Raw genomic sequence first — 23,219 nt, 5'->3', positions numbered from 1 at the left:
CGGTCAATCTGCATATCCAGCGGATCGACCCAGCCGGTGAGCGTGGTATTCTGGCGCAAATTTAACGCCGCGCCAGACTGCCCAATAATATTGGTCACCACATTGTTGCCGGAAAACGTCAGCGTGCCGTCATTGACCCATGTACCGCCGGAAAGGGCGTAACTCCCGCTGACAATCAGCTCGCCAGCCCCGTTTTTTGCAGCAAGCCGGAGCCGGCGAGGGTGCCATCCAGCGTCAGCTCATCGCTGCGGTCCACGACCAGGGCAGCGTTATTGAGGATATTGCCCGTGATATTGCCCGTTGCTCCGCCGTCACCGATTTGCAGAGTGCCTTGATTGATGGTCGTCCCGCCGGACCAGCTGTTGGCCCCCGTCAGCGTCAGCGTGCCCCTGCCTGATTTTATCAGCGTGCCGCTACCGGAGATATTGCCGGACTGCACCAGCGTGGTGGTATCATCGGTATCTATTTCACCGCTGCCAGCAGCAATCTCAACGCTGCAGTCCTGGGTGAAACTGGCCGTGGTGTTCAGCCTGCCACCGTTAAAACTGAGCTGCCCGGCGCTGTTACCGAGATTGTCATTTTCACCAATCCGTAGCGTACCCCGGTTTAATTGAGTCCCGCCGGACCAGCTGTTGGCCCCCGTCAGGACCGTGGTGCCCGTGCCGTTGTGCTCCACGACCCCGCTGCCGGAAATAATATTATCCAGCGTCACCGTATCGCTGCGGTTCAGGGCCAGGGTGGCGTTGTTGGTGATGTCAGAGGTAACGCTGCCGGTGGTGCCGCCGTTGCCAAGCTGCAGCGTGCCATCGCTGACGGTAACCGAGCCGGTAAAGGTGTTATCCGCACTCAGGGCGGTGATGCCTTTGCCATTCTGCTCAAAATCACCGCTTCCCGAAATCACGCCCTTCAGCAGCACATCATTGCTGCGATTCACCGCCAGCACGCCGTCATTGGTGATGTCACCGCTCACGCTGCCGCTGGTGCTGCCATTCCCGAGCTGCAGCGTGCCCGCGTTAATCGTTGTGGCCCCGGTGTAGCTGTTGTCCGCAGTCAGGATCGTGGTGCCCGTACCATTTTGCTGCAGCTCGCCGCTGCCGGAAATGATACCCGCCAGCGTCACGCTATTGCTGCGGTTAACGGCCAGCGCGGCGTTATTGAGGATATTCCCCGTGATATCGCCTGTTGTTCCGTTGTCGCCGATTTGCAGGATGCCTTCATTAATAGCCGTGCCCCCGGACCAGCTGTTAGCGCCCGTCAGCGTCAGGGTACCCAGGCCTGATTTAATCAGCGCGCCGCTGCCGCTAATACCGCGATCCTGGGTCAGAACTGTACCGCTTGCAGTATCTATCTCGCCGTTGGCAGAAAGAATATTCACCGTGCGATCGAGCGTGAAGCTGCTTGTTGTGGCGAGGCTGCCGCCGTTAAAGCTCAGCTGCCCGGCGCTGTCCCCGAGATTGTCATTTTCATCAATCCGTAGCGTGCCCCGGTTTAATTCAGTCCCCCCGGACCAGCTGTTGGCCCCCGTCAGGATCGTGGTGCCCGTGCCGTTGTGCTCCACGACCCCGCTGCCGGAAATAATATTATCCAGCGTCACCGTATCGCTGCGGTTCAGGGCCAGGGTGGCGTTGTTGGTGATATCAGAGGTTACGCTGCCGCTGGTGCCGCCGTTGCCAAGCTGTAGCGTGCCATCGCTGACGGTAACCGAGCCGGTAAAGGTGTTATCCGCGCTCAGGGCGGTGATGCCTTTGCCATTCTGCTCAAAATCACCGCTTCCCGAAATCACGCCCTTCAGCAGCACATCATTGCTGCGATTCACCGCCAGCACGCCGTCATTGGTGATGTCACCGCTCACGCTGCCGCTGGTGCTACCGTTGCCAAGCTGCAGCGTGCCTGCGTTAATCGTTGTGGCCCCGGTGTAGCTGTTGTCCGCAGTCAGGATCGTGGTGCCCGTACCATTTTGCTGCAGCCCGCCGCTGCCGGAGATGATACCCGCCAGCGTCAGGCTGTCGCTGCGGTTAACGGCCAGAGTGGATTTATTGAGGATGTTGCCCGTGATATCTCCCGTTGTTGCGCCGTCGCCGATTTGCAGGATGCCTGCATCGACTGTCGTGCCCCCGGACCAGCTGTTGCTGCCCGTCAGCGTCAGGGTGCCCTTTCCTGATTTTGTCAGCGCGCCGCTGCCGGAGATATTGCCGGACTGCGTCAGCGTGGTGGTATCATCGGTATCCATTTCACCGCCGCCGGCAGCAATCTCAACGCTGCGCTCCTGGGTGAAGTCGGCCGTGGTATTCAGCGTGCCGCCATTAAACACCAGGCTGTTGCTGCTGCTCCCCAGGGCGGTGGCTTTAGCTATCTGCAGCGTGCCGTTGCTGATGCGGGTATTGCCGCTGTAGGTGTTCTCTCCCGTCAGCTCCAGCGTACCGAATCCCACTTTGTCCAGCCCGCTGTTACCGGCCAGCACAGAGTTAACCGTGGCGGTAAAATCTTTGCTTTTAGCTGTTCCGTCTCCGACGTTAACGCTGGCCAGAACTTTTCCCGCCTCCGGCATAAACGTCAGCGTGCCGTCTTTAAGGGTATAGCCATCAACGGCAAACTGCATACCGGAGAGGCTGATATCGCTCCCCGGCAGATTATCAATGGTGACCACTCCCGCGGTTCCCATAAAGACGGCGAAACTCCGGTCGCTCCAGGGAGCATTTAACTCACCATTCCTGAGCGTCCAGTTATCGTCAGTATTACCGCGCCAGGTGCCGCTTTCCCCCTCAATCCTGTTATTATTACGCGTGCCGTTATCCCAGTAACGTAATGTGCCCCCGGTGCTGTTCACCAGATTAACGACCTTATCTATCGATGTCTGGACATATAAGTCACCGGAATTAAGCGTGGCCGGGATTTTTGCTATTTCAAGCAAATTATTGGTCAGCGTGCCGGTGTAGTTAAACAGGCGGAACAGGCCGGTATCAAAGGTGCGCCCCGGGGTGACAGCGATATTGAGCTTGCCATCCAGCACCAGACCCCCCTCCACCTCGATTAAATCGTTATATTGCCCGCCCGGTGAGTTGATGCTGCCGAACTGAAAGTTCAGCTGGCTCTCCTGCGCTAGGCTCAGGGTCCCGTTGATAGTAAGCGTTCCGGTCCCGAGCTCTCCTGATGCCGGGTCCGCTATGGCCCCGGCGCCGAGCGTTGCTTTATCCCCAACGGTAACATCACCGCCCAGGGTGCCGCTCCCGCGTAGCGCGCCGCCCGAATTCACCTGTAGCCGGCTTGCGGTACTGCCGAGCGTACCGTTAACAAACAGGGTTCCGCCATCATTTATCGTGGTGAGGCCGCTAAAGGCGGCGCTGGTGCCGGATAACGTCTCGCTCCCTTTATCCACGGTGAGCCCACCGCTGCCGGTCATTTCACCGTCAAAGTTGCCTGCCGCGTGGGATAAAGTCAGTGTTCTGCCGCCCAGCGCCAGAGTTCCTGCGCTCTTTCCCACCAGAGAGACAACCGAAGGATCGGAGGTCGCCTGACTGATATCCAGGGTGCCGCTTTCGATATTGACGCTGCTGTTGCTTATCCTGCCATCGCCAGCCAGCAATAATGTTCCCTGCTTGATGGTGGTTTCACCGGTATAGGAATTATTACCGCGAAGGGATAAACTTCCGGCACCATTTTTAGTTAATGTCCCTGCTACACCAGTATTCGCATCACTCATTATGCCGGTCAGGCTGAGGGTAGTTCTGCTATCGGCAGTGAAGGTTCCACTTCTGCTGCCTAAGCGTACCGCACGCCCGTCAGAGAAGGTGGCGGTGGAATGCAGGATTCCGCCATCTAAGGTGAGCGCACCAGAACTGGCGCCCAGATTGTTATTGCTGGAAACCTGTAGCGTCCCTTCATTAACGGTGGTGCCACCTGCATAGGTATTCTGGCCGTTTAATTCCAGCGTTCCCGCCCCGGTTTTTATCACGGAGCCCGCGCCGCTGATAACGCCGTCAGAGGTAAGATTAAAACCGTTGCTGTTAAACGTGCCCACGCCGCCAAAAATAATATTGTTAGTTAACGTTCTGTCCGCCACGAGCTCCGTTATTTCCGCCTCGCCGGACTGCAGCCAGATAGTGCCATTAATCACCGAGTCGGTGTACATATTAAGCTGGTTATCGGCTCCGCCCGTCCAGCGGATGGCCGCCCCCTGACTACCGCCGCCATTGCCATTACCCGGCGTGAGCGTTCCATAGTTATTGATAACCACATTCAGCCCTGTCACCGCATGTCCGCCGCCGCCACCGCCAGCAACATTGGATGACTGAGTTGCTCCGGGAGCGCCGCCGTTTCCACCGGTTATTACACCATAATTATTGAGCGTTCCCTGCTGGGCAAAGACGACGCCATTACCGCCACCGCCTCCACTGCCTATTCCACAGACTGTACAGTACGCACGAGAGCTGGCACCATTACCGCCGTTTCCAGCAATAACTGACATCAGAGAAGGTAGAGTAATCACTGCATTCGCACTGTTTACGTAAAGACCCGCGCCACCGCCCCCGCCACCGGCACCATTAAAGTTGCCGGAATTCACCGCGTTTTCGCCACTATTCCCCCGGACATTACCCGCTATTACTGTACTTGTAGAAACGAGCTGCCCAGAGCTGCCCCCCCTCCCACCACGAGCCCAAGTGCCGCGGCCACTTCCAGATGCAGTTCCTCCATTACCATTAGCGCCATAACTGCCGGCGCTTTGCCAGGTATTACCCGCTTGCCCTCCTCCGGCACCACCTACTCCGCCACCATCAGAGATATTGCTTCCGCCATCACCGGGGAACGCATAAGCGAACTGAACGCTGGCGCAAAGTAATAGCGCACAAAGTCCCTTCACCAATCCTTTATGAATAAGACTGGTGTCAGATAAAGCTATTTTTGCGTTGTTTATGACAGATTTGCCAACCGCCCGGGCTTTTTCGCTGGTCACTCGCCAGACGCCTTTATTTTTGTCATAAACCAGCTTGTATATTTTATTCATAGCTTTTCCACAAACCACCGTCAGTCAGCTTTAACTTATCACCATGAACAGACGAACAAGGTGATATTATATGTGTGTTTTACTCGCATACATTTGTGGCGCTCGCTATACTGGCGTTAGAGATACTATCCACTCATTAATTTCTGAAAGTTAACCTCTTATTTATTTTCACTTATTATCACCTAAGCTTTCACCTCCATCAGAATAGCAAGCTACGCTGCATCTACCTTATTGACAAAACAGATATAATTAGCAAAAAGACACTTCGGCATTGTTAATAACAGGGCTAAGATCAATATTATTAACATCATAAACAAATTCAACAATTTAAATGTACAGACAGCCCCCCACCCATAAGTATTACATCAAATAAAAAATCATGCTTTTACATTTAAATCTATACTATGCGTAAATAGCTCAGTCAATTTATCTTCGTGCGTAGCACAGACAAATATAGTTTTCGGGTACAAAAATCTTATTAAATTAACAAAATCGACCGCGTCGTTTGCAGATAAAAAAGATGTCGACTCATCCATAAAGAAAACTGCCGGCCTTTTATATAACGTCATCAAAATAAGTAAACGCTGTCGCTCACCATTTGAAATCGGCAAGCTTGATGCAGGAATTACATTTAAAATCTCGTGGTTAATTTCAAAATCATTACGAATTAAGCATAAAAACTTACTCATAACTTCATAAGAGTAAATTCCATAAAAATTAAAATTATCATACAAGCTACCGGAAATAAACTCTGAACTTGATGTATGATAAGCAAATTTATTTTTAAAAAATGATTCAGATAGGTTTGTTATGTTATTTTTATCAATATAAACCCCTCCCCCAACTGGCTCAATCTGCGCTGACAATGTTTTAATTAATGTGGTTTTTCCACTTCCCGAATTCCCTCTTATCCCGAGAAAGTCTCCAGGCACTAACTTTATACTACAGTTATTAACTATTTCTTTATTCCCAATCTTAACCGTTAGGTTTAACATCTCAAATGACGTTTTTAGCATACCATCCAGTCCATTAACTCTACGAACACTGTCTTTCATAAGGCTGCTATAAGACTCAATAATATGATGGCGATAAAGAAGAATTTGATATACGCGATGGACAAAGGATATCAGCGTCCCGCTAAGCCTTGAGTTTATAATCAGCACCGCAATAACTGATAAAAAATGCATTTTTTCATTAGCTGTAGCCAAATAACAAGAGATAAACATAGCAACCATTGAGATAAAACCATTGGCCTTAATTAATTCTGCCCAATAGTGGTTAAATTCGCTGACTTGCCTTTTATCAATCTCATCCTTTCTGTTTCTTTCGAAAACAGCTCGACTAACTGCCTCATCATTCATAAACAACAATTCATTTTTTTCCTCTCTAATGAGATAAAATAAGAGAGTTTTTCATTAGCCAATTCTCTTGTTGCCAACGCACTTTTATAACACTTAACCCGAATGTAAATCATGCAAAATGCGAAAATAATATAGTATATAAGCAGAATCGAGAAATATGCACCCAACATAAAAACCAAACATATTGATAGCAATATCATAAATACTATATCAGCTAAAGATTGGGGTATAACTTCCCATAATGAAGATGCTGAGGTTTCTATTGTTCTTATTTTCACTGAAATGTTATTAGATTTCGATGAGGGTATCAATCTGGCAAGATAACAACTTAAGGTAGTACTATTTTTTTCAATCCGCCCTAAGGAAACATTATTAACTTTATGTTTAAAGAACATTTCAAACAAGAGAAAAATAAAGAATACAAATGTAAAGTTCATGACACTCAATAAACTATCACTATATATTAATTTCGAGTTAAATAAATTTGAGTAAAATGGGATCAATAAACCAAAAACGACTAAAGGGAAAGAAAAAAGGCTAACCTTTGGTGTCAGCTTAATGACCGATTTAAAAAAAACATCTGTGGTTAATGATTTATTTTTTTTGTGTATGTGCAACTTATCTGATTTGAAAAAATCATGCGTAAACACAAATGCACTTTTTTCATCATTTTTTAAAAAAATATTATCTGATATTCTGGTAAAACAACTAATTCCTGTCAACGGGTCCTCATCAAAAAAAACGTCAGGCAATCCATTGACGCCATCAAAATGGTGCCGCTCTATATTATAAACAAATAAATCATCAAATATGTAGTCATTCAGATTATTGAGAAGTTCATTATCACCAGCCTGATTAAAAGCCGGAGAAATAATTATGCCATTTTTATCTAAGTAATTCCTGATAATTCTTTTAAACATATTATTTACCAATCACTATAGAACAACTATTGGTGCCCAATGCATCGTAATCCAGCGGATTTATTTTAATGTTCTTATCATTTTCAATCAAATCCGCATGGTATTTCAATCTTAAAAAGTTGAATGAAAGTAATTTTCTTGCAACGTCCTCACTTAGATTATTTCCATACGAACAGGTTATATATATATCCCTACTATCCCTATATTTTAGAATATTAGTAACATCGGCACTGGATAACACATTTACGCCTAATGCAAATTGATTATCATTACCATTAGATTTATTTTCTTCATTAACTTTATCAATATTATAATTTAAACCACTCTTTCTTGCCTGTTCATTTTGACTATATACATTGAGTAAGTTGAGTAGCGACGATGCTATTATTAATATAATCACAGTCACTGCTGATGACAATGCGGCTACAAAACCAAACATAGTTATCCTTCAGTTGCATATAAGTTCGAGTTAATGAGTTGTGTAATATAAGTTAATATTGACACGCTTTGACTTGGTATAAATATATTAACCTGAACCCCAACCAATTCATTGAATATATTGGAATTCTCTTTTTCTATTTGAACTCTAAATTTATAATAGCGTTCTTTATCTCCAGACTTATTTTCGTCAGAAAATGAATCTGCACTGATAGTATCGATCACTCCTTTTATAGTATGTTTATATCCAGGTGAATTTATCATAACCTTTACCAGCCCACCCACTCTAATAAATGGCCGATAACGTGCTGAGATACGTCCCTCTACAATATATTTTATTTTCCTCTGACTTATTGTTAAAATTTTTTGATTAGCACCAATGTAGGATCCTATTTCTAAATTCTGCTCTACACTTAAAATATAACCATCTACCGGAGATGTGATTTTATTAGCTTGCTTCTTGCCATCTAAAAAAGAATCCTCATCTTCCACTTCTTTTATTTCCTTATTTATAACATCAAGCTTTTCTGATAACTCCCTTGTTTTTTCAAGCAGGTCACTTGAAAAATTATTTATATTATCATCAAGATCCGAGGTGAATTCCACGTATTTGAAAGACAAATTAATCTGCTCCGACCTGGATCTACTAAGGTCAACCGAGTTACTTAGCCCTTCAATTTTAGGAGCCTTACTAAGTAAGTATACCTGTTGCTTTTGAGCAAGAATAACCTCCTGATTTTCTAATTCCCTCAAGCTATCATCAAGTAACACTTTCTTTTTTGCGATGTTATGCTTTTGCAGTACAATATGTTTATATTGATTATAAAACCTGCCAGTATTGAGATATAAATAACTCTCTTTTAGTTCGGGAAAAGATTGAAATTCATCCTTTTCTTTATATATTAACAATTCACTTAACAAGTTATAATCAAGCTCTATCTTCTTTCTCGAATCTTTTAAATAAATCAGTTTATTCTTTATACTCTGCTGTTTAAAGAACACATCGATGTTATTATACGAGAATAATGCACTTCCTTGCTTTACAGACTGCCCCTGTTTTATCGCTTTATAATCTATAAACCCCGAATCAGGCGTGACTATATCAATATTTTTTGCACTCCCCTCAATAACCCCTACCCCAGGAGAAACCACTTCTATTTTTGCCAAAGAAATATAGAGGCAAAAAATAAAAAATGAAATAAACAAAAACCATGTTCTCTTTTGTTTAACATTCAAAAGCCACAACCTCCATTTAGATACAAAAAAAAGATGATAAACAAGCCCGCTGCAAGCAGCTGGGTATCAAAAGCACTGTCAACAGCGAGTTTTTATAAACTAAATCATTCCATAACTTATATTATTTTCATCCTCCATCCTGTTAATATCTATAACAGGATTTGGTTCAGGATTTACAACAGGATTTGGCGAAGTATCAGGAAGATCGACAGTAAATGTACCATTAATACTATTAGCATTTCCGGCACGGTCAGTCGCGGTTATCGCGTAGTTGTGTTTCCCTTCGTTATAGGTCGCCGTTGGATGATAATTCCAGTCGCCAGTCTGAGGATCTGTCGTAACAGTATATTGGGTACCATCAATGTTGATAGTTAACGTCGAACCCGCCTCACTCGTCCCGCTAAACCCTGGCGTCGTGCTATCGATTATATTATCCTGATCCGGGTCGCTGCCTGCGTCCAGTCCACCGTTAACATTTGGCGCCGTCCGGTCGATATCAAAGGCGCGGTTCACCGTGCTCGTATTTCCGGCTGCATCCGTTGCAGTGATGGTGTAAGTATGATGCCCTTCCGGCAGTGCAGTAACGGTCTGAACGCTCCAGGCCCCCGCCGAGTCCGCTGTGGTATTATGCTCCGCATTGCCAATCCGCAGAGTTACCGCCGCACCGGCCTCGCTCGTTCCGCTAAACCCCGGTGTGGCGGTATTTATTAGCTGGTCGTTATTCGGGTCACTCCCTGCATCCAGCCCGCCGTCAACAGCTGGGGGCGTCCGATCGACATTAAACGCTCCGGTCACCGTGCCTGTGTTCCCGGCTGCATCCGTTGCGCTGATGCTGTAAGTGTGATCCCCTGTCGTCAGGTCAGATGTGGGTGTAAAGCTCCACGCCCCCGTCACACTGTCCGCTGTGACAGTGTGATCTGTTTGGTCAATCCGCAGCGTCACGACCAAACCTGCCTCGGTCGTGCCGCTAAACACCGGTCTTTCCAGGTTGGTTAATACTGTGTTATTGGGATCATTCTGCCCATTTAAGCCACCGGTGATAGTGGGTGCCGTCCGGTCGATATCAAACGCATCGTTCACCGTCCTGGTGTTCCCGGCTGCATCCGTTGCGGTGATGGTGTAAGTGTGATGCCCTGCCGTTAGGTCAGATGTGGGCGTAAAGCTCCACGCCCCAGTCACACTGTTCGCGGTAACATTGTACTCATTATTGTCAATCCGCAGCACCACCGCCGAACCTGGCTCGCTCGTGCCGCTAAACACCGGCCTGGTGGTATTTACCAGCTTATCGTTGTTCGGGTCGCTCCCTGCGTCCAGCCCACCGCTAACATTCGGCGGCGTCAGGTCGACAATAACCGTGTTGTTCAGCGTCTTCTTGTTCCCGGCCGCATCCGTTGCGGTGATGGTGTAACTGTGATGCCCTTCCGTCAATGCAGATGGAAGCTGGAAGCGCCACGCCCCTGTACTGTTCACTGTGGCATTATGCTCCATATTGCCGATCTGCAGCGTCACTGTCGAACCTGGCTCGCTGGTTCCGCTAAACAGCGGTGTGGCGCTGTTTACCCGATGGTCCTTGTTCGGGTCGCTCTGTGCGTCCAGTCCGCCGGTAACATCCGGGGCAAGAGAGTCAATGGTAAAGGATCCCGTAATATTATTATTAGAAGTATTACCCGCACGGTCTGTTGCTGCGATGCTGTAGGTATGCCCTCCCAGCGTCAGTGCAGTAACGGGCTGAAAGCTCCACGCCCCTGTCACCCTGTCCGCTGTGACATGATAGTCCGTGTTGTCAATCCGGATAGTCATCGCCGCACCTTTCTCGCTCATTCCGCTAAAGAGCGGTCTGCTCAGGTTGGTTAATTGTGTGTTATTAGGATCATTCTGGCCGTTTAACCCACCGGTGATCGTCGGTGCCGTCAGGTCGATATCAAAGGCTTTGGACAGGGTTTTCTTGTTCCCGGCCGCATCCGTTGCGGTGATAGTATAAGTTTGATGCCCTTCCGGCAGTGCAGAGGTGGGCGTAAAGCTCCACGCCCCTGTACTGTTCACTGTGGCATTATGCTCCATATTGCCGATCTGCAGCCTCACCGTCGAGCCTGGCTCGCTGGTTCCGCTAAACAGCGGTGTGGCGCTGTTTACCAGCTGGTCGTTGTTCGGGTCGCTCTGTGCATTCAGTCCTCCGGTAACGTCCGGGGCATGAGAGTCAATGGTAAAGGATCCCGTAATATTATTAGAAAGATTACCCGCACGATCTGTTGCGGTGATGCTGTAGGTATGCCCGCCATCTGTTAGTGCGTTAACGGGCTGAAAGCTCCACGCCCCTGTCACCCTGTCCGCTGTGACGCCATGATCCGTGTTGTCAATCCGGATAGTCAGTGTTGAACCTGGCTCGCTCGTTCCACTAAAGAGCGGTCTGGTCAGGTTGATTAATGGTGCGCTATTGGGATCGTTCTGGCCGTTTAATCCACCGGTGATAACAGGTGCCGTGAGGTCGATATCAAACCCTTTGTTCAGGGTCTTTTTGTTCCCGGCCGCATCCGTTGCGGTGATGGTGTAACTGTGATGCCCTTCCGTCAATGCAGATGGAAGCTGGAAGCGCCACGCCCCCGTCCCCCCGTTCGGTGTGACAGTGTGGTCCGTGTCGTCAATCCGCAGCGTCACCGTCGAGCCGGCCTCGCTGGTTCCGCTAAACACCGGTGTGGCACTGTTTACCAGCTGGTCGTTGTTCGGGTCGCTCTGTGCGTCCAGTCCACCGGTAAGATCCGGATCGTCAGAGTCAATGCTAAAGGATCCCGTAATATTATTATTAGAAGTATTACCCGCACGATCTGTTGCGGTGATGCTGTAGGTATGCGCCCCTTGCGCCAGTGCATTGGCGGGCTCAAAACGCCATGCCCCCGTCACCCGCTCCGCTGTGACATGATAGTCCGTGCTATCAATCCGGATAGTCACCGCCGAACCTGGCTCGCTCGTTCCACTAAAGAGCGGTTTACTCAGGTTGATTAATAGGGTGCTATTGGGATCGTTCTGCCCGTTTAATCCACCGGTGATCGCCGGTGCCGTCAGGTCGATATCAAAGGCTTTGGTAAGGGTCTTCTTGTTCCCGGCCGCATCCGTTACGATGATGCTGTAACTGTGAGGCCCTGCCGTCAGGTCAGATGTGGGCGTAAAACTCCAGGGCCCCACCCCCCCACTCGGTGTGACATTATATTCCGTGGTATCAATCCGCAGCATCACCGTCGAACCTGCTTCGCTCGTTCCGCTAAACACCGGTCTGGCGGTATTTATCAGCTGGTCGTTATTAGGGTCGCTCTGCGCGTCTAATCCACCGATAATATCCGGAGCGGTGGAGTCCACTTTAAATGAACCTGTAATATTGTTAGTGGAAGTATTACCGGCCAAATCAGTCGCACTAATGGTATAAGTATGATTCCCTTCAGTGAGAGCATTTGTTGGCTGGAAACGCCAAAGTCCACTACCTTCGACAGTCACGCTATGCGCTTGACCATCAATAGTTATAACCAGCACAGATCCAGCCTCACTGCTACCGCTAAAGACGGGTCTGGATGTATTGATCAACGGGGTATTATTTGGATCAGCCTGGCCATCCAGACCACCTGTAATATCAGGGCGTGTAAGATCAATATCAAATGCCCCATTAATCTCCTTAATATTACCCACACTGTCTGTTGCGGTAATTTTATAAGTATGGCGCATTTCGGTCAGGTCAACCGGAGATTCGAACCGCCAGGCACCTGTCAGAGTGTTTGTCGTAACGCTATATTCATTACCGTCAATATTAATAGTCACAACAGAGCCCAACTCGCTGTTGCCACTAAATACTGGTCTGGCCGCATTGATTAATCCATCGTTATTCGGATCAGTCAAGGGGTTTAAACCGCCAGTGATACTGGGTGGCGTCAGATCAATGTCAAATGCTCCATTAATATCCTGAATATTACCTGCTTTGTCTGTTGCGATGATGGTATAAGTATAGTGTCCTTCGGTAAGTGCCACTGAGGGGGTAAAATTCCAATTTCCCGTTACAGCGTCTGTCGTAGCGGTATATTGAGTACCATTAATCACGATAACAACTGAAGATCCCGGTTCGGTGCTCCCACTAAAGGAGGGGTTACCCGTTTTAAGCGTTATATCTACATTTGGGTCGGAATATCCAACCACACCACCGGTTAATGTGGGTAACTGTGTATCAATAGTCACAATGCCCGATTTAACGGCTACGTTCCCGGCATCATCAGTACTTTCAACAGTGTAGTGGTTTTCTCCCGAGACAAGATTTTGATTAATTTGTATTGACCATTGACCTTGTTCATTAGCAGTAGCCTGATAAACTACGCCCCCGATAATCAGGCGGATTTTTTCATTAACCTCAGATAATCCAGAGATAATAGGCTGCAATACATTTGTTATGCCATCGCCTTTCACGCCGCTATCAGATGCATCCGCGATTCTTATATCAGATAAACTGGCATCAGTATCAATGGTGAATTGCCCTGAGAAAACAGGAGAGGCATTACCATGGGCATTCATAGCTCGTACGGTGTAACCCACAACCCCATCAGCTAATGGTGATGCAATATTGACTTGCCAGATTCCATTAGCATCAGCTGAAACGATATATACCTTCCCGGCAACGGTGACCGTTACGATAGCGTCTGCAACAGCCGTTCCTGTTAACCTCGGCGTTCTGTTTTTAGTTATAGAATCCTGGAGGACACCGCTATCGCTATCAGCAGTTAACTGTGCAGTAACAGCAGGTAAGGGATCTGAACTCACTATAGTGATGGTATCTGATATTTCAGATTGATTACCCGCAGCATCAGTGACCGTAACCTTGTAAGTTTTATCACCTACTGATAATGCGTCAGGGATGGCAATACTCCAGTCTCCATCAGTATTTGAACGCGTTTCATAGGATTTCCCGTCAATTTCTAATTTAACAGTGACATTTGCTTCTGTTGCTTTACCAAAAAAGGTTGGTGTGTCAATATTTGTAATCTTATCACCAACAATTCCAGAGTCGCTATTTATCTGTAAAAACTCAGTGGACCCGGGAACGACAGTGTCGATATGGAATGTATCGGAAAACGTTGTTTTTAAACCACTTGGTTTTGTCACTACTACGCTGTAATTGTAAGCACCATCAGGGAAATTATTCAATTTAATTTCCCATTCACCATTACTGTTTGCTGTTGTAGTATACGTTTGATTATTGATAGTTAAGGTAACCAAATAATTTGCTTCGGTCACTCCTTTTAGTAAGGGGGAATTATCATTAGTTATTTTATCACCTAAAACCCCACTATCATCCGCCACATCCAATGCGGCGCTGAGAGGTACCATGATGGTATCGACAATAATACTGCTATTAAGCGTTCCACCTGAACTACCATTAGCAGCGTACTCGTTATGGTATAATTATTGATACCATCAGGTAAAGCATCTGAAACTGAAAGCGCCCACTTGCCATAAAGATCGGCTCTGGTATTATATTCAATATTATTTATTACTAGCTTTATTTTAGCATAAGCACTACCAGAACCAGTAAATTTGGGTAAATTAGAGGGAACTTCACCATTTACCTCATCAGTAACTTCCACAGTTAATGGTTTATATGCTGTATCAACAAAAGAAACCCCCCATGAAGTATATTTCGTTGATCTTCCTCCAACTGTAGTAATAATCAGCTCTGCTTTGTATCTAGAAAGGAGCGACTCAACCCACGCGCCTCCCGTATGAATCCTAAACTTTCCATCACTATCTGCCTGCACCGCACCTGTTCCACGATAACCCACATTAAAGCGTACTGTTGCACCCGGCAATGTTATTCCCGTTATATAGTGATGTTTATCAGCAATTATTGCCCAGTGTCCGCTAGTAGTGGATGACACTTCATGATCATCTAATGTTAGCTTCATAAACATAGGCGCTGTATCAACGTCAAGTGTAAAAGGCCTTGCCCCACTCTCATTCCCATTTTCATCCCTGACAGATATTGTATAATCAATATGTCCATGTGGTAGGGCATCAGGAATTTTAAAACGCCAATCTCCTTTATTGTTGGACGACGTTGTATATGTTTTGCCATTAATTTCTAATGTTAATACGGAATTTATATCAGTCTTACCCACCAAAACAGGTTTATCCGTTGTTGAATACCTGGCACCATTTTCCAAAGATGAAGTTAAAGGACCAACAGAAAGATCGATAACAAATTTGCCATCGAAACTAATAATATCATTTCCCTCTGTTACCTGAAGTTTATAGTCATATGCCCCCTCTTCAAATGGAACCCCACTACTTAGATCAATCTCCCAGTGTCCTGTGGCATCGGCCTGCGCTGTTATCGACTTAGCGCTATTGACTATGAAAACATTTACTTGCCCATTGGGTTCTGTTTTCCCTTCTAATACAGGCTGTCGATTCGATGTTATATAATCGCCCCATGTCCCGGTATCCGTCTCGGGTTTCAAACGATAGTTAACATCCGTAACGATGACGGTTTTATGTTGACTGATCCGATTACCAAAATTGTCATTTATAACAACGTCCATTTCGTTCTTACCAAAACGAAACTCCACTTTATCCGAGTTATCAAATGACCACTTCCATTTATTATTATCACGTACAATTGCTAATGCATAATTAACATTATCAATAATAACAGAGCCATTATATATTACCGCTGGATTACTTACCCCTGTGAAAGTACCATTCAAACTAGCATACTTTACATTAGTGATCATATCTCCTTTGGCACCGCTATCGGAAGCATCGGCAAGGTCACCTGCAACCGAAATCTCCTGATTTAAGTATTTTAATGTCACGTTCTGGCTACTTTCATTACCGGCAGCATCAAAAACTTTAACCATAAGGTCTTTAGATTGTAATAGATGATTATCGACAAAGACATCATCAGGGATTTTAATGCGCGCGAGACCATCAGAACCCACTGTTCCATTTAATAGATGGGTAGTGCCGCTTACCGATACTGAATAAAAAAGGCCAGCCGCTGCCTTTATCTGTATAAGGGGGGTTTTATCGGTTGTTGACCAATCATTTTTAACACCAGTATCATTAAGTAATGTCACTTCACTTAAGACTGGGGCAATTGTATCCAGAGTTACTGTTTTATTGACTGTTGTGATGTTTCCAGCCAAATCAGTTTTAACTATTGTTATTGCATTATCACCTTCAACCAGAGTGATATTATAAGACCAGGTACCATCGCTATTGACATCAGGTTTGGAGGTCATACCTTTATATGTAATATCAATGGAAACATCCTTTTCAATCGCCCCCGTTAATATATTGTTGGGAACATTAGTAATAAAATCATCAGAAATATTGCTATCAAATTTAAGATGTTGCTGCGCCGATGGTGGTGTAGTATCAACGTAAATGACACCTGCATAAGTAGCAGAGTCAGCGCCGCTGCCAGTTTTGGCTGTCAATAAATATTCATTAGCCCCCTCTCGCAAATCGACTGGAATATCAAATGACCAGCTACCATCAGTTTGCACATCAATATTATAGGCAACACCACCAATACTTAAACTAGCCCGATGACCAACAGGTGCCACTCCGGTTAAAGTAGGTTTTTTTATATTGGTTATTTGATCGCCCGCGACCCCGGTGTCAGTCAAACTATCCAGGGCTGCCCTTAAGTCTGATTTATTGACATTGCTATCAATCTCCGGAAAATAAGTAAAAGTTTTATCTACTGATGTGATATTCCCGGCAACATCAGTAACATCTATTTTATAAGTATTTACACCATTTACTACGCCACTATTAAAATAGTAATTCCAGGAACCATCTGCAGCAACATCTATTTTTTTTGTCGCACCATTCCAGGTAAGAGAAACAAGTGCACCGACTTCCACTACGCCTTTAAGTTCTGGAACGGAGGCATGTGTGCTGGAAATGTCGGGATCGACTATCTGCTCGGGTGCCAGATCCGCGCTCACTAAGGCCGGTGCGGTGGTATCAACGGTAAAAGTACCCGTGAAGGTTGAGGTGTTACCGGCCCGGTCCGTTGCCACCACCTGATACTGATAGTGGCCCTCTGCCAGATCGGCATCCGGCGTCCACTGCCACTGACCGTCTGAACCGACTGCCAGGATATACTCCTGGGTACCCAGCACCAGTGTCGCCTCTGCTCCCTTTTCAAGCTGGCCTGTGAGTACTGGCCGCGCATTCTGGGTGATGCCATCTGTCGAAGAGACTCCCGTGTCAGACGCCGTATCCATCCGGCTGCTGTTTTCACTCAACCGGGTGTCAATCACCACCTTTCCATCAAGGCCGCTCTGGTTACCTGCCACATCTGTTGCCACCAGCCGGTAATCATAGGGGCCATCCTCCAGTACAGGCAGTCCCTCAATGCGCCAGTTGCCATCTGCACCAACCTGAGTCCGGTATATCTGCTGGCCGAGAGTCAAGGCTACGCTTGCACCAACACGCCCCTGACCAGAAAAGACCGGTGAAGCATGCTGAGTGATCCCGTCAGTCAGCGAGGCTCCCGAATCACTCTCCTCGGCCAGCCCCCCGGTAAGAACCGGGGGCGTGGTCATAATGGTTACCACGCCTTCTGCCACTGCGCTATTTCCCGCGATGTCTGTCGCGCTGACGGTATATTCAAACCGGCCTTCGGTTAAAGGGCCCACCAGCACCGTCCAGTTTCCCTGCGGGCTGGCTGTAGTATGATAGCTAATACCGTTGAGCGTGACGGTAATGCTGTCTCCCGCCCCCGCCATACCGCTGAGCAGTGGCGTGGGGTTACGGGTGATATTATCGCCCGCCACTCCGGTGTCTGACTCTACAGTCAGCTGTGGCACTGATACCACCGACGCAGTGATATCAAGGGTAAAATCACCCGTGAAGGTTGACGTGTTGCCGGCCCGGTCCGTTGCCACCACCTGATACTGATAGTGGCCCTCTGCCAGAGCGGCATCCGGCGTCCACTGCCACTGACCGTCTGAACCGACTGCCAGGATATACTCCTGGGTACCCAGCACCAGTGTCGCCTCTGCTCCCTTTTCAAGCTGGCCTGTGAGTACTGGCCGCGCATTCTGGGTGATGCCATCTGTCGAAGAGACTCCCGTGTCAGACGCCGTATCCATCCGGCTGCTGTTTTCACTCAACCGGGTGTCAATCACCACCTTTCCATCAAGGCCGCTCTGGTTACCTGCCACATCTGTTGCCACCAGCCGGTAATCATAGGGGCCATCCTCCAGTACAGGGAGTCCCTCAATGCGCCAGTTACCGTCACTTCCAACCTGAGTCCGGTATACCTGCTGGCCGAGAGTTAAGGCTACGCTTGCACCAACACTCCCCTGACCAGAAAAAACCGGTGATGCATGCATAGTGATCCCGTCACTGTCCGAGCTTCCCGAATCATTCCACGGTGCCAGCCCCCCGGTAAGAACCGGGGGCGTGGCCATAATGGTTACCACGCCTTCTGCCACTGCGCTATTTCCCGCGATGTCTGTCGCGCTGACGGTATATTCAAACCGGCCTTCAGTTAAAGGGCCCACCAGCATCGTCCAGTTTCCCTGTGGGCTGGCTGTAGTATGATAGCTAATACCATTGAGCGTGACGGTAATGCTGTCTCCCGCCCCCGCCATACCGCTGAGCAGTGGCGTGGGGTTACGGGTGATATTATCGCCCGCCACTCCACTGTCTGAGCCCACAGTCAGTTGTGACACTGGTGCAGTCGGCGCGGTGACATCAATTGTAAAGCCACCTGTGAAGGTTGAACGGTTACCTGCCACGTCCCTCGCCACCACCTGATACTCATGGTGACCCTCTGCCAGATCGGCATCCGGCACCCAGCGCCACTGGCCATCTGAATCGACTGCAAGCAGATATTCCCGGCCGCCCAGCACCAGAGTCGCCTCTGCTCCCGCTTCAACCTGACCACTGAGAACTGGCCGTACATACCGGGTGATGCCATCTGTCGAAGAGACTCCCGTGTCAGACGCCGTATCCATCCGGCTGCTGTTTTCTCTCAACCGGGTGTCAATCACCACCTGCCCGTCCAGTTGGCTCTGGTTACCTGCCACATCTGTTGCCACCAGCCGGTAATCATAGGGGCCATCCTCCAGCACAGGCAGTCCGTCAATGCGCCAGTTACCGTCACTTTCAACCTGAGTCCGGTATACCTGCTGGCCGAGACTCAACGCCACGCTGGCGCCAACCGTCCCCTGACCAGAAAAAATGAGTTTCTTTATATTTGTTGTGTTATCCCAATATTTCCCGGAGTCAGCAACCTTATCCACTCCCCCGTTGATAAAGAAAGGTTTTAACTCATCCAGAACGGTCGGGTTTATTACACTAACATCATCATTTGATTTAGCTGGGTCATTACTTTTAGATTTCGCTGGTACAGACGTTTCCGGTGGCGGCGGCAACTGAATTTTAAACGCGCTACTCACCGCTTTTGATTCTGTTTTTAGTGATTCATTTAGACTATTTATTAAATTTTCACCTTCAGACTCTCCAGAACCCTGTGATACATCAAGACTAATATTCGAACTTGCTTTTTCTTTTACTTCATTTAATTTCTTATTAAGATCAGCTATCTTAATCTCTTGTTTTTCAAGCTTTCCTAAATACTCCTCTACCTTTTCATCTACAATAGCGTTGTTTTCTTTTTTAGAGACAAAATCCTTTTTAATAACATCAGTAGTTATTAATGAGTCCAGGAAAACTGATTCCAATCCGATATTTTCTCCGCCAATTAACTTTAAAATCTCAGTCTGTCCAATAACTTTATTATCAACGCTTTTTAAGCTTAACTCACCAATAACCACACTGGATAAACCATCATCTACTTTAATGAAGTTTCCATCTTGCTTTTCAATGATAAGATCAAAACCAGATATCTTTATGGATTTAACAAGAAAAGTTGTTGCATCGATATCTTTAACATTCATACGTGTTATTTTATCCATATCAAAGTTGCTCGCTGGTTATTTTTCATCTTAAAAAGAAAAAGTTAGTGGATTATTAATTGTCGTATATAAAAGAAACACTATGGTTTCATATGTTTTTATATACTGGAGAAGGGGATAATAAAACCTACCGTACAAAACTGTAGGTTTATTCATATGAAAGCTCATATGATGAGTGTTTATTATTAAAAGCATTGACTGTTAATTTTACATAGATTGCCTGGCCCCTATTTCATGAACAAAAACAGTAATACTTACCCCTATCGTTAATAGCATATAAAATAACTCATTTGAATTTTTAAAATTCTAATGAAGCAATAGCATTTCCAGCTTGCGGAGTCCCATTTTACTTTTAACTCGCGAGAGCCGATAATAAATAGAATCAACAGAAAGATTAAGGTTATAGGCTATAGGCTATCCGTTGGATACTATAGCCGTTGATAAACAAATCAAGAAGAAAAACCTCCCGTGCAGTTAATGCTCTCTTGCAACTCCAACGTTCTGACTGACGATGTTTTAAATCTTCCCCTGGTGCTGACAATTCAGCAATAATTTCATTAACTGTATTGGAGGTTCTAAACACGGCAATTACATACCCGGTATTCTTCAGATAATGCAAAGCAAGTGGTAACAGCTCATCGCTGGCAATTAACACTGAATTTTTCAGTAAGCAACTATGTAAAAATCTTATCGAGAGAAAATGACACATAGCATATCTCTCAAACTGATAAAAAGCAAAATCAATATAACAGCCCGACTCTCGGATACCCTCACTTATGCCTGAAACCCCGGCAAGAAAGTAATAATTGTATTGACTTGTTCTGACATTCATTACTTTGCTCTCCCTGGAAGGTAGTTTTTATGTTAATACTTTGCCGTTATGACCCATTATTTAATATCAGAGATGTTCATACCACCTTACTTTGCTTTCTGGTTGTAGTTCGAGACCGCCGATATTCCCGCTTTTCAAAAGATATCTTTGAAAATACGCCTGGTGCAACGGACTTTAAACCGGCCATAATCTGATGTTCGGTTTTCAGGAATACAAACATAGTTTATACAACGACTACTTTACATACACCTCCTAACACAATAAAGAGATAATTTTTTGGTAACCAACGTTGTTATCCCTCCAAAAAAAATCAAGCTAAATATTAAATGATAGATTTAAAACCTTCATTACATTAAGACGATTATCTATAACTTTAAGTTTTACATTTGAGATTTTTCTTTCAATGTTAACCAAATCATATTTAGTGTTTAGTATTTCATAAAATGACACCTTACCTATTCTATATTCATTATCAAAATCATTTAAAATCCCCTTAGTTAATTCCATTTGCTCAGTAAGACCTTTAAGTTCATTGATGCTAGAATTATATTCATAATTTAATTTATTAATATCATTAATCAATTCTGCTTGCTTAGCATCTATTTTTAAACGGGCAGCCTCATAAGTTTTTATTCTGGATTTCTTATCCGATATTTTGTTTAGATCAAAAAGGTTAAGTGACATATTAAGACCAACATATTTATCTTTCATAGAAATGCTATTGCGATTATGTATTTTATTTTCAAATACAAAATCAACATTAACAAGAGAGTTCTGTTGATCTGCATTATCGCGCAACATTGCAGCCTGTAACTTCAATCCAATTAAATCGAGGTTACGTCCCACATCCCAACCATTAAGCTTAATATAAATTAATTTATCTATCAGGCTGTACGGAAGATCAACACCCTCAACAGGAAAAGGTTTTAATGTCACAGATTTAATATTGGTTTCAAAAATATCTAGTTGTTGATTTACATTTTCAATTTCATTGCCTATTTTTTTTGATAACAATTGTGATTGTTTTAATATACTGTCACCTATTAGACCAGAATCATTCTGCATCTTTATATCTTCAGTCATTAATTTCTCTGCCTTTTCTAACTCAAGTATTCTTGAGTGAAGCTTGGAAAATAACCTTATGCCAATTAAATTCTTCATCATTATAACTGTAACATCACGCTTTTCTATATCCACAGCGTTCCTCAAATACAATAAATTATTATCATGCTCACTTATTTTATATTTCTGAGCACTGTTATATATATTTGCATTAACACCTACATTAGGTTTCAGTTCTTTTTCCTTTGAACCAGAGAGCACTTTCTCACTATTAATAATTATTTTTGGCACATAATAATATTGAATTGCGTTACTTCTTTGTGCTTCTGCTTCAAATTCAGTTTCTTTTATTATTATTGACAGAGCTGATTGATGTGCCGCATCTATAAACTTTTGATAGCTCAATTCTCCTGAGAATGCAGACGAGGTAAATAGAGCGCTAATGATATATATGGCATTAATAATCTTCTTCATAAAAACAAACCTTTCAATTTCTGAATGATTTGTTTTTTCTCCTTGATGAATAGTTCAAACAATTTAGCTATACTAGTATTCAAACAACCTATATCTTTTGACAACTTAATAATGCCTTCATTTGTTCTGGTATTATAGCATTCATTATCTTTTCCGATTGATGTGATTTCTTGAAGCAATTTTATCGCACCATCTTCAATGCTATCATTTAATTTATTAATTAGTTGATTAGTGGCTACTGAAGTTTTATTTGACAGTTCCATAATACCGGCATTATCTTTATTTATTGATATTAATTGTTGTTGTAAATCTCTGATATCAATGAGGAGATGCCCCAGTGAATTTAACCCTGCTGCATCATTGTCATTCTTCTTAGAAATTAAAACGAGTTTACTCGCAATTCCTATATTTAACTCAATGCATTTATCAAGGCGTTCGAGAAGATATGACAACTCCTTGTCACAAGAATTCCCCTTAGTTAATGCAACTGGCACCCGATGATTACCATAATAAAAAGACCAGAAATTCAAACTAACTAAAATCAACACTGATACAATTACACCAACAATCGACGTAAGAAAAGCATACGACATTGCAGAAAGTGCAGAAGATATAGAACTTAACATGCCAGCCATTTTTTCTGCCACATCGCCGTCTCCGCCCATAGATGAAGCAATTGCAGTCACCATTGCAGTTAACCCCTGAAAAGTGCCGACCAAACCTAACGAAACGCAAACTGACGCAGCTAGTTTAGATTGAGTACTTAGAAGCTTAAAATTATCGACCGTTTTTTTCTTATAGAACAAATGATTCAAATAAATCATCAGAGGATAAATACATAACACTAACATCGCATATGTTAGCTCTGGCGCTAAATATACAGCTTGTTCAACCATCTCTCTAATCGTCTTAACATAGTATACA

The 23,219-nt window shown here is 45.2% G+C and carries 11 protein-coding genes; all 11 read right to left on the bottom strand.

Annotation, left to right across the window (positions count from 1 at the left end):
• Positions 1-176: hypothetical protein (locus tag EHN07_RS20835; protein WP_425267171.1), on the bottom strand; the 176-nt coding region annotated here is incomplete at its 3' end.
• On the bottom strand, positions 176-5,002 hold the full coding sequence (locus tag EHN07_RS05480; protein ID WP_124023175.1) for an autotransporter-associated beta strand repeat-containing protein: 4,827 nt from the start codon (positions 5,000-5,002) through the stop codon (positions 176-178). The genes EHN07_RS20835 and EHN07_RS05480, both read right to left, overlap by 1 nt.
• A gap of 377 nt (positions 5,003-5,379) precedes the next feature.
• Complete coding sequence (locus EHN07_RS05475) at positions 5,380-6,363, bottom strand: ATP-binding cassette domain-containing protein (protein ID WP_124023174.1); 984 nt, start codon at positions 6,361-6,363, stop codon at positions 5,380-5,382.
• Positions 6,360-7,283, bottom strand: a complete 924-nt coding sequence (locus tag EHN07_RS05470; RefSeq protein WP_124023173.1) for a hypothetical protein — start codon at positions 7,281-7,283, stop codon at positions 6,360-6,362. The genes EHN07_RS05475 and EHN07_RS05470 overlap by 4 nt, the downstream gene beginning before the upstream one ends.
• 1 nt (position 7,284) lies before the next feature.
• Complete coding sequence (locus EHN07_RS05465; protein WP_124023172.1) at positions 7,285-7,722, bottom strand: hypothetical protein; 438 nt, start codon at positions 7,720-7,722, stop codon at positions 7,285-7,287.
• A gap of 2 nt (positions 7,723-7,724) precedes the next feature.
• Positions 7,725-8,957 (bottom strand): beta-barrel domain-containing protein, encoded by a 1,233-nt coding sequence (locus EHN07_RS05460; protein WP_167467285.1) that lies wholly within the window; start codon positions 8,955-8,957, stop codon positions 7,725-7,727.
• Between the two features lie 99 nt (positions 8,958-9,056).
• On the bottom strand, positions 9,057-14,315 hold the full coding sequence (locus tag EHN07_RS05455; RefSeq protein ID WP_124023170.1) for an Ig-like domain-containing protein: 5,259 nt from the start codon (positions 14,313-14,315) through the stop codon (positions 9,057-9,059).
• Positions 14,264-19,927, bottom strand: coding sequence for an Ig-like domain-containing protein (locus EHN07_RS05450; RefSeq protein WP_124023169.1), 5,664 nt, complete (start codon positions 19,925-19,927; stop codon positions 14,264-14,266). Before EHN07_RS05450 ends, EHN07_RS05455 begins: the two co-directional genes overlap by 52 nt.
• A gap of 400 nt (positions 19,928-20,327) precedes the next feature.
• Positions 20,328-20,759, bottom strand: coding sequence for a hypothetical protein (locus EHN07_RS05445; RefSeq protein ID WP_124023168.1), 432 nt, complete (start codon positions 20,757-20,759; stop codon positions 20,328-20,330).
• A 315-nt stretch (positions 20,760-21,074) separates the two neighbouring features.
• On the bottom strand, positions 21,075-22,295 hold the full coding sequence (locus tag EHN07_RS05440; protein ID WP_124023167.1) for a TolC family protein: 1,221 nt from the start codon (positions 22,293-22,295) through the stop codon (positions 21,075-21,077).
• On the bottom strand, positions 22,292-23,191 hold the full coding sequence (locus EHN07_RS05435; RefSeq protein ID WP_148085462.1) for a hypothetical protein: 900 nt from the start codon (positions 23,189-23,191) through the stop codon (positions 22,292-22,294). Before EHN07_RS05435 ends, EHN07_RS05440 begins: the two co-directional genes overlap by 4 nt.
• Between the last annotated feature and the right edge of the window lie 28 nt (positions 23,192-23,219).

Source organism: Buttiauxella warmboldiae, assembly GCF_003818135.1.
Classification (GTDB): domain Bacteria; phylum Pseudomonadota; class Gammaproteobacteria; order Enterobacterales; family Enterobacteriaceae; genus Buttiauxella; species Buttiauxella warmboldiae.
Note: the sequence above shows the minus strand (reverse complement) of the source record. Positions and strands in the feature narration are given on the sequence as shown.

What these genes read in the sequence shown, in the direction of transcription:
- EHN07_RS05480 (WP_124023175.1), bottom strand. Translation starts at nt 5,002, where the DNA reads ATGAATAAAATATACAAGCTGGTTTATGACAAAAATAAAGGCGTCTGG.
- EHN07_RS05445 (WP_124023168.1), bottom strand. Translation starts at nt 20,759, where the DNA reads ATGAATGTCAGAACAAGTCAATACAATTATTACTTTCTTGCCGGGGTT.
- EHN07_RS05440 (WP_124023167.1), bottom strand. Translation starts at nt 22,295, where the DNA reads ATGAAGAAGATTATTAATGCCATATATATCATTAGCGCTCTATTTACC.
- EHN07_RS05450 (WP_124023169.1), bottom strand. Translation starts at nt 19,927, where the DNA reads ATGGATAAAATAACACGTATGAATGTTAAAGATATCGATGCAACAACT.
- EHN07_RS05465 (WP_124023172.1), bottom strand. Translation starts at nt 7,722, where the DNA reads ATGTTTGGTTTTGTAGCCGCATTGTCATCAGCAGTGACTGTGATTATA.
- EHN07_RS05435 (WP_148085462.1), bottom strand. Translation starts at nt 23,191, where the DNA reads ATGGTTGAACAAGCTGTATATTTAGCGCCAGAGCTAACATATGCGATG.
- EHN07_RS05455 (WP_124023170.1), bottom strand. Translation starts at nt 14,315, where the DNA reads ATGGTACCTCTCAGCGCCGCATTGGATGTGGCGGATGATAGTGGGGTT.
- EHN07_RS05475 (WP_124023174.1), bottom strand. Translation starts at nt 6,363, where the DNA reads ATGAATGATGAGGCAGTTAGTCGAGCTGTTTTCGAAAGAAACAGAAAG.
- EHN07_RS05470 (WP_124023173.1), bottom strand. Translation starts at nt 7,283, where the DNA reads ATGTTTAAAAGAATTATCAGGAATTACTTAGATAAAAATGGCATAATT.